Annotated in this window: 8 protein-coding genes; all 8 read right to left on the reverse strand. The window is 33.1% G+C overall.

Features of this window, described 5'->3' with window-relative positions; all coding sequences use genetic code 11:
• Nucleotides 1-36: 36 nt before the first annotated feature.
• Genes HU824_RS05345 through HU824_RS05380 form a run of 8 tightly spaced genes read right to left on the reverse strand, consistent with a single transcriptional unit; the run spans nucleotide 37 to nucleotide 8,829 of the window.
• Nucleotides 37-1,074: a glycosyltransferase family 4 protein gene (locus HU824_RS05345; protein WP_117588526.1), complete on the reverse strand. Its 1,038-nt coding sequence runs from the start codon at nucleotides 1,072-1,074 to the stop codon at nucleotides 37-39.
• Nucleotides 1,064-2,206, reverse strand: a complete 1,143-nt coding sequence (locus tag HU824_RS05350) for a glycosyltransferase (protein WP_117588525.1) — start codon at nucleotides 2,204-2,206, stop codon at nucleotides 1,064-1,066. Before HU824_RS05350 ends, HU824_RS05345 begins: the two co-directional genes overlap by 11 nt.
• On the reverse strand, nucleotides 2,196-3,293 hold the full coding sequence (locus HU824_RS05355; protein WP_120129834.1) for a glycoside hydrolase family 99-like domain-containing protein: 1,098 nt from the start codon (nucleotides 3,291-3,293) through the stop codon (nucleotides 2,196-2,198). Before HU824_RS05355 ends, HU824_RS05350 begins: the two co-directional genes overlap by 11 nt.
• Nucleotides 3,293-4,744: an oligosaccharide flippase family protein gene (locus tag HU824_RS20010; protein ID WP_176468301.1), complete on the reverse strand. Its 1,452-nt coding sequence runs from the start codon at nucleotides 4,742-4,744 to the stop codon at nucleotides 3,293-3,295. The genes HU824_RS05355 and HU824_RS20010 overlap by 1 nt, the downstream gene beginning before the upstream one ends.
• Nucleotides 4,734-5,921, reverse strand: a complete 1,188-nt coding sequence (locus HU824_RS05365; protein WP_120129840.1) for an EpsG family protein — start codon at nucleotides 5,919-5,921, stop codon at nucleotides 4,734-4,736. Before HU824_RS05365 ends, HU824_RS20010 begins: the two co-directional genes overlap by 11 nt.
• Nucleotides 5,918-7,075: a non-hydrolyzing UDP-N-acetylglucosamine 2-epimerase gene (wecB, locus tag HU824_RS05370; protein ID WP_176468303.1), complete on the reverse strand. Its 1,158-nt coding sequence runs from the start codon at nucleotides 7,073-7,075 to the stop codon at nucleotides 5,918-5,920. Before wecB ends, HU824_RS05365 begins: the two co-directional genes overlap by 4 nt.
• 15 nt (nucleotides 7,076-7,090) lie before the next feature.
• Entirely contained in the window at nucleotides 7,091-8,296 is a 1,206-nt protein-coding gene (gene wecC, locus HU824_RS05375; RefSeq protein WP_117588520.1) for a UDP-N-acetyl-D-mannosamine dehydrogenase, read from the reverse strand.
• 50 nt (nucleotides 8,297-8,346) lie between these two features.
• Nucleotides 8,347-8,829 carry a UpxZ family transcription anti-terminator antagonist gene (locus HU824_RS05380; RefSeq protein WP_176468304.1) on the reverse strand — a complete coding sequence of 161 codons (483 nt, stop codon included), beginning with the start codon at nucleotides 8,827-8,829 and terminating at the stop codon, nucleotides 8,347-8,349.
• Nucleotides 8,830-9,205 lie beyond the last annotated feature (376 nt).

The raw sequence follows: 9,205 nt of genomic DNA on the forward strand, positions 1-9,205 counted from the left end.
AACAGAATCTATTTTAATGCAAAATCAATAATATTATTATACAGATTTGTATATATCCCATAATTGTGAAACCGTACTATCTACAAAAGAGACATTTCTAATTTGAGATTGATTATGATTCTTATAGAAAGCTAAAACTTTTTCCTCCAAATCTTCGTAATTCCTATTTTTAAATAAAATAGCTTCACTAGGCCTTTTGCAAACATCACTTGCTATAGCAGGAGTACCACAATACAGAGCTTCCTTTACAGAAATGCCTTCTATATCAGTATATGTAGGTCTGATAAACAAATCAGATAATTTCCAAACCTCAAATCCATTAGGCATTTCTTTTTGTACAACTAAAATATTATCGTCAATATTCATTTCTTTTATCAAAGAAAGGCATCTCTGATAATATTCCATATCTCCAATCATTGGTAAACAAAAAACAAGCCCTACATTAATACCTTTCTCTTTCAAAGATTTCACTAACTGTATCAATAAATCAAAACCATATATATCAATGCCATTTTCATAACGTAGCTTATAAGCATTTGCTGAAAATAAAAAAGAATGTTGCTTCCTAAAAAGTAGTATTTCATTACTTAATCCTAAATATTCGGATTGGGTCGGAGGCAAAAAAGCAGGAAGTATATGGAATTTATCATTTGAACATCGAAAGTACGAACATAACTTTACTGAATAATTATCATCATTTAAAATAACAAAAGCCGCATTTTGAAGAAAAAGCTGAATAATTTTTCTTTTAATATAAGAGGTTTCCCTTATCAGATTCTGATTATGTAATGTAACGCCAACCTTATGTCTTCCTCCTAACAGAAGAAATAAAGCAAATGCAGAAAGATTATTGGAATGTAAATGAATCACTTTCTTCTTTCTAAAAGGTAAAAGAAGAAACTCCATCCAAGGATAAGACACGCGTTTTACATAGGAAATATCAGGTACATGTTTCCCAAAATTACGCAATATTATAGAAGAATCCAATTTATGCAAATTATGAATCAATCTATATATATGAATGGAAACTCCACCAATTGGAGGAGGATATGTTCCCCAAAGTTCAACCTTCATCACTTACGATACTATTTACAAGATCAACCATATCAATACTATTATATAATTGATAAGATGATTGAGAATATCCCTCATAATCAGAATCAATTTTAAGTATTGCTTCACTAATTTCTTTTGCAGATAATGACCGCAAACAAACCCCTGCTTTGTTTTGATAAAAAGCCATATTCAATGCTGGTAAATCATTGGCAACCATTGGAATTCCAAATTTAGAATATTCATAAAGCTTATTCGGAGCACAATACAATACATTAATTGCATGATTAATAGGAACTCCATTTACTATATACACAAGTATTCCTATATGTGCCAATTTGGTTATTTCTAAATGCAAAGGAGGGGCTAAAAATGGCAAAAAAACTATTCTATCACTTTGATATTTATTTTTTAACTCATCATATAAAGAAGTTCCTCCCCCCATAAGAAACAAGACATAATCATTTGGCAATAAATTTACAGCCTCTATAAAATCATCAACTTTTCTTTCAGCAATAAAAATACCTTGATACAATATAATTTTCTTGTTCTTGTATTTTGCTACTATTTCCTGTATAGAAAGAGGCAATACTACCGATTCCTCCGATTGTTTATTATAAGGCTTATTGGGCAATATATAAGGTAATTTTTCTAAGTTATAAATAGCCTTAGTGATATGAGCCCTATTATACTCACAGCAAATAATTTTCTTCGACTTCTTTAAATTATCCTCAAAAGAAGAAAAAGGATTTAATAGTTTGTATGCCCATTTTTGTGATGGATTCTTAAATTCAAACAAATGAGATATCGTATTATAACGTTCTAATACACCAGAAAATAGACTGACTGTTTCAGAATGTAACAACCACAAAAATGTATTTTTGGAGCTATACTCAGTTTTCAATACTTTCAATACTTGCTTTCGATATTTCCACTGTTGAATTATTCGTTGCATTCCATTTCCACCATACAATGGTGTCTTATAGAATTTTACATGATTTTTTTCTATCAATGCCCTTTCAATGGCCACATTCGAACAACCACCGATATATACTATTTCATAATTTAATTCCGACAATATGTTACATATAGATATCACTGGTGGAAATAACTTGATATCATATATCATTGTTAATATTACTTTACTTTTCATTTTTCAACTCTTGCGATAAAACATTTATGTATTCTAAACCATACTTCAAATCAGGCTCCATATAATTTCCTTCTCCCCATTCATTCCAAGACTTCAAAAAAACATATTTCTGTTCTTGAGGCTTATTTTTCATATTATATAAAATCGAATTAACATGCTTTCGAAATAAATCTGGAGTTGAACCATGCAAAATATATCCACCAGTACCACTTCTTGGAGTATGATCCCAATTAGGTATTATTGTTGGAAAGACCTTTACATCTTCATATTCACGATTCATCAAAGACATTTTTCTTACCATATCCGAATATTTATGGATATATGGAATTTTTAATATATCAGAGCAGAAACGTCTTTTAAGTTTATTCAAAAAAAGATTATCAGTCTTCCATTCCCATAGTCCCACATAATTAACAGCATTGAAACCTAATGAAAGCATTTTATCTATATCTGAGCGTATTGTTGCTTGGGCAATAAAATAAATATCACCTATATCATTTTTTTTTGCAAAATCTTTCCACACAGATATAAAATTGGCTACATCAAGAAACTCAAAAGGCCTATATATCATAAATACCGGCTTACCATCTATCTTAAAGTAACGTTTATCTTTAAAAGCAGGCAACAAAGATTTAAAATGAAGTATATAATCCTCTACCCCTAGATACCGCTGTTCTATTAGCAAATTCTTCTGACAAGTTCCATCTTTATTCCAAAATTTTGCATGCCATGATTCATTAGCCCAACACAAGCAAAAAGGAAAATCTGGCTCATTAAGCCTTAGAACCTCCTTAAATGGATAATCAAGCTCTTGCTTTCCTTCTCCAAACCAATAATGATAATAGCAAAAAGCTTCAATTCCAGCTTTTCGAGCAAGAACTGCTTGTTCTTTTCTAACTTCAGGCAATCTCAAATCATAATATCCCAAATCAGCTGGCACTCTAGGTTGATAATGTCCTGGATATAACGAACGAGCTTTTCCTACATTAGTCCACTCGGTAAATCCTTTCCCCCACCATCTATCATTGTCTTTTGTCGGATGAAATTGTGGTAAATAAAATGCAATAACATGAGTTCTATTTGTCATCACTTACTATTTTTATACTTAATATAATTTTGAACAAAAGATACAATCCATGGATTCTTAATAAAGAAAAACTGAGACAACAAAAAATACATACAGCAAAGAACAAAAGATAATAATAATATTTGCCAATTATCAGTCAATATTCCCTTCAGAAGAACAACAATAATCCAATATGGAATTGAATAAAACACATTCAATTTTATACTATTAATAGGTATAAATAACAATCTATGCCGGAACATATAGCAAAAAAGAAAAATAGTAACCGAAAGTTCAGAGCACAATAATGTAATTGCCGTACCTACAGAAGCTAAATTACTTACTAAAGTCAAATTAAATGATAATCCTACAACTGCCCCAACTACAGCTATTTTTAAAATAACAGCATCTCTTTTAAGAGGTATAAGAATTTGAGACACGAACACTTGAGCTATTCCAACTATCAGTATCAAAGGAACAATCAATTGCATAGGTAATACAGCCCCTTCATATCCATTTCCTGCAATAATAGCTATAATAGCATCAGACAATGGTATGATTGCAAATACAAGAGGTATGCTAACCGAAAAAAACAACCAATATGTAGCATTTATTTTCTTTCTAAATTCGATTACACTACCATTAGACAACAAAGCTGACATACGAGGCATCATCACATTTGTCAAAGAAGTAAATAATCCCAATATTATTATATATATCTTTAGTGCTGTCACATAATAACCAACCTCCCTTTCAGAAGAAACGAATCCCAAATATATAACATTAAATGTAGTATAAGCAGAGGTTAATATCAAATAAAAACCTAGATAGATATAGGGTTTTATATATAATTTAAATGTTCTAACATGTGCCCAACTATATAATACAAATCTTTGCGAATAAATCCAGTTCACAACAGCATTAAAAACAACGAGCAAAACTGTTATGATATAATAAACATATATATCATTACGATTTTTCACAAAAATAAACAACGAAAAAAGATAAATAATCCTCAATACTAAAGTGCGTGCAGTTATATATTTAAAGTTTTCAATTCCTTTGTAAAACCATTCTATTAAAAACAAGTTGAACAACAATTTAAATATACCTAATAACAACAAATCACGTTTTTCATAAAATTGTGGTACCAAATATATCAAACTAATATATATTAAAGTTACAATAATAGTGAAACACAAATTTATAGAAAACAAAACGGAGAATATACTATTCCTTTTACTAATATCATTAGAGGCTTTAGCCACTTCACGAATACCTAATATATTCAATCCCAACATTGAAATCATTATGAAATAATTTACAACTCCATCTACAAAATTTACTATTCCAATATTTTCTACCCCCAATATACGAGATAAATACGGAAAAGTAACTAACTGTATTACATAATTACTTGTTGTCAAGATAGCACTATAAATAATATTTTTTTTAATACTATTATTCTCCACTTGTTCTTATTACAGATTGATTATACATCGCATTATAGAAAATCAACTCTCTATGAGTATGTTTAATAGGCTTAAAGACTGATTCATAAGGATACCATAACTCATATTGTCTTGTATGAACTGCTAAATGAGAAGTATCAGCCAAATAATAATAACTTTTTTGAAATATCAAAAAAGCGAAACACCCTATAAATAATATTTTATTATAAGCAAATTTTTCCATTGTAATCAAAGAATAGCCAACATTTACTACATATGGAATTGCAAATGGAATCAAATAATTTGCGATTCTCATTAATCCTTGATTCATTGCTCCTAAAAACAAAAACAGAAGTAACATCTTCATTATACAATTATCCTGCTTACTCATAAATCCATTTTTATTTGCAATCAAATAAAAACCCAAAAATGCCACAAAAGAAATTGCATAATACATAATACCCAATACATTATTCATTTCCAATGTAGAATAAGATTTCAATTTCAATCCTATAATAGGCATAAAATCCATAAAAATCATATAGTGATTAGGTAGGATATAAAAAAAAACGAGCAGAACAATTCCTCCCCCTATTCCTAATAACCAGTTGGCATATTTTGCCTTTAATAAGTAATTCAGCAAAGGAAAAACTAACAACACCAATGCTGAAAAATGAAAACCTATAGAAAAAAGACATCCTAAATAGTATCTAAAATATCTTTTTTCTATAAGATTAGAAATATTAAAACAAAAAATACAAACAGCTAATGCCTCACGTAATATCTCCATATTATAATAAATATAATATATTAGAAAATATATCAGAAAACAAGATATTACATTTACACTTCGCTTCTTAAATACATACAAAAAAGTAAGATTTACTATTATAGCATGTAATAATTGAAGGTATACAAAATCAGCACCTAACGTTTTAGATATCGCACAAAATAAATACCATAATGGACCATATCCTTCATCAAAACTAAAGAATTCCCAATTTTTCCATGTAGGCATTGAAGTATATGTATCTATATAATGTAAAGAATCACCTCCAACTCTATATCTTAATCCGGCAATTAAAATCAAAAATACGATTATTACACATATACATACAGAAGAAAGCTTTCTATAATGTTTCAAATCAACGAGTATCCAACTATAGAGAATCAGGATAAAGGCTACAACATATATCATTTCAGTATAAACATATTTACAATACGGGCACAAGCCTTCCCATCCCCATAAGGATTTACCGCCTTACTCATTTCCTCATAATGCGCCTCATCATCCAGCAAAGCAGAGACCTCATTTACAATCTTATCATAATTTGTTCCCACCAACTTCACCGTACCAGCTTCCAATGCCTCCGGACGTTCCGTCGTATCACGCATCACAAGTACCGGCTTCCCAAGTCCGGGAGCTTCTTCCTGAATACCACCACTGTCTGTCAGAACAATAGTAGATTTCTCCATCAGATAAACAAAAGAGAGATACTCCAAAGGCTCTATAAAAAACATATTTCCTAAATTGGATAAATCCTCACCAAATACTTCATGAATGGGTTTGCGAACATTGGGATTCAAATGCATCGGATAAACAAAGTCAACATCGGGATATCGTTTTGTAAGAGACTGAATAGCCTTACACATAGACATGAATCCGTCACCGAAATTTTCACGACGATGACCTGTTATCAAAACTAATCTCTTTCCATCCTGCAAACGGTTAATGTCATAACCGGAAGTTCTCAAAACACCTTCCAATTCTTCATCAAGTTTCTTATCGCTCTTTATCTTATCTACAACCATGTAGAGTGCATCTATTACCGTATTTCCGGTCACAATAATAGAAGATTCCTTTACCCCTTCATCCAACAGATTCTGTCGGCTTAACGGTGTGGGAGAAAAATGATAAGTAGCAATGCGTCCTGTTATCAGCCGATTCATCTCCTCTGGCCAAGGACTATAAATATTATGAGTACGAAGTCCCGCCTCTACATGCCCCACCGGAATCTGCTGATAAAAAGCAGCCAATGCCGAAGCCGTAGAAGTGGTTGTATCACCATGAACCAAAACAACATCCGGCTGTGCCTCTTTCAAGACATCCCGCATCCCCGTCAAAACACGGGCTGTCACATCATATAAATCCTGCCCTTGTTTCATAATATTCAAATCATAGTCAGGAGTAATATCAAATATATGTAACACTTGATCAAGCATTTCGCGATGTTGACCGGTAACGCATACGATTGTCTTGAACTCCTCCGGATATTTCTGAAATTCTTTCACCAGGGGAGCCATCTTTATGGCTTCGGGACGAGTCCCGAAAACCAACATAATTTTCTTCATGCTATAGGGGATTAATTATTTCTTATAGATTCCGCAAAAATCAAGAATTACTTTCCGGTCATTATGTGGCAAAGATTTAAATACAGAATGAGCAACCAGAAAAACGACTATATCAGCCTTCTCATAGGCTTCTTTATAGTCCGTAAGTTTAAACACGTTGTGCTCCTGCACATTAGGTTCCACGACTAATATATCCGCATTATTACAGCTTTGCATCACTTTGGTAGTAATATACTTGGCAGGAGCTTCACGCAAATCATCAATATCGGGTTTAAAGGCCAGTCCCATCATGGCAATGATAGGTTTACGATGATATTCCAATTCAAACTTCAACATGGCATTCTGCACTTTCTCTGCACACCAGAATGCTTTATAGTTATTGATTTCGCGAGCGGTAGATATGATTTTAGATTCCATAGGAAATTCTGCCGTAATGAAATAAGGATCAACCGCTATACAATGTCCTCCAACACCACAACCTGGTTGAAGGATATTCACACGAGGATGTTTGTTCGCCAAGTTTATCAATTCCCAGACATTGATTCCTGCTTTGTCACAAATCAGAGAGAGTTCATTGGCAAAAGCTATCTGTACATCACGGGAGGAGTTTTCTGTCAGTTTACACATTTCTGCCGTTTTACAATTAGTGCGATGGAGTGTTCCTTGTACAAACCTACTATAAAACTCAATGGCCTTATCTGTAGAAGCTTCATTCAGACCGCCAATAACTCGATCATTATGAACTAACTCATAAATGACGTTCCCTGGAAGAACACGCTCCGGACAATAAGCAATATAAATTTTATCTCTCAATTCCGGACGTAATCCAAATATCAAATCACACATTTTATCAGTAGTACCTACCGGTGATGTAGATTCTATGACATACAAATCTCCCTCTTTCAACAAAGGTATTACGGCACGGGTAGCAGCTTCCACGTAAGAAATATCAGGCTCATGATTTCCCTTAAAAGGAGTAGGCACCACCATAAAATAGGCATCACTCACTTCCGGAGTTGTAGAAGCCTTCAACTGACCGGTAGTAACGACTTCTTGAAGAAGCTCCTGCATACCTGGCTCAATGATATGCAACTTACCCTGATTAGTCATTTCTACAACTTTGGGATTAATATCAACCCCGATAATCTGAATTCCGTGTTTAGCAGCAATAATCGCAGTAGGCAGGCCAATATAGCCCAACCCCATAAAACATGCTTTCATATCAATAAAAGTTATCTATTTTTTTATGATTTCCTTATCACACCCAAATCCTATTCAACTTCCTCAAACGGATACGGATTCTCCTCAATATTCCTCAACTCCTTCACTAACTCCACTTGCTCTGCCGTCATGACTTCCTTACCCCAACCATCTATAATAGCATGAGCTTCCTGAAGCAAAGATTCCTCATAAACCTCACCATACATATAAGCTAGCAAACGGACTTTGAGCAAAGAAGCCGGAAGCCGACTCAAAACCTGACAAGCACGATTCAAGACAACCTGTTTCTTTTGCTCTTTATCTCCATCATCATAAATGGTAGCATTATACCCCATCAAAAGAGCCAGGCACAAATTCGCCTCCTCTTCAACATCGGAACCTTGAACGGGAAAAAGGGAATCGGACTGAACAAGCACCTCCTTGTTCAATCGACAAAACGTATCGGAATAGACGGGAGTACCGTCCATGCCAAAATACATCAACTCATGAGCAACACGTTGAAGCTCAAGAGCACGGGAAAGTAAAGAATTCATCTTTATATTAAGTTTTCTATTATTTGTGTGAATCAGGAATTGTTCATCACTTGCCTGTTGCTGCAATGTGGTAGCAGCAATGCTCTGAAAGACAGAACCTTTCTGCTTTATACTTTTTTATCGATACTAAAGTGCCGCTTTATACGCGTTAAAGTACTGCTTTATTAGTATTAAAGTACTGCTTTATCGCAGATAAAGTAACGCTTTATTACTGATGAAGAGTTTGTAAAGCTGCTATGAATTGATAATAAGCAAGTTGAATATGATTATTAATTTAAGTTTCGCAAGTTCAGCTTGCTAGTTTTAATTTGTAAATATCGCATATATGGTTCATCTCTTCCGACCTGTTAATCATCACATCATAGATATCCTCATC

The sequence above is a fragment of the Bacteroides sp. L10-4 genome (assembly GCF_013373675.1).
Classification (GTDB): domain Bacteria; phylum Bacteroidota; class Bacteroidia; order Bacteroidales; family Bacteroidaceae; genus Bacteroides; species Bacteroides muris.

Coding starts and splice junctions, on each gene's coding strand:
- HU824_RS05345 (WP_117588526.1), bottom strand. CDS start 1,074: ATGAAGGTTGAACTTTGGGGAACATATCCTCCTCCAATTGGTGGAGTT.
- HU824_RS05350 (WP_117588525.1), bottom strand. CDS start 2,206: ATGAAAAGTAAAGTAATATTAACAATGATATATGATATCAAGTTATTT.
- HU824_RS05355 (WP_120129834.1), bottom strand. CDS start 3,293: ATGACAAATAGAACTCATGTTATTGCATTTTATTTACCACAATTTCAT.
- HU824_RS05365 (WP_120129840.1), bottom strand. CDS start 5,921: ATGATATATGTTGTAGCCTTTATCCTGATTCTCTATAGTTGGATACTC.
- wecB (WP_176468303.1), bottom strand. CDS start 7,075: ATGAAGAAAATTATGTTGGTTTTCGGGACTCGTCCCGAAGCCATAAAG.
- wecC (WP_117588520.1), bottom strand. CDS start 8,296: ATGAAAGCATGTTTTATGGGGTTGGGCTATATTGGCCTGCCTACTGCG.
- HU824_RS05380 (WP_176468304.1), bottom strand. CDS start 8,829: ATGAATTCTTTACTTTCCCGTGCTCTTGAGCTTCAACGTGTTGCTCAT.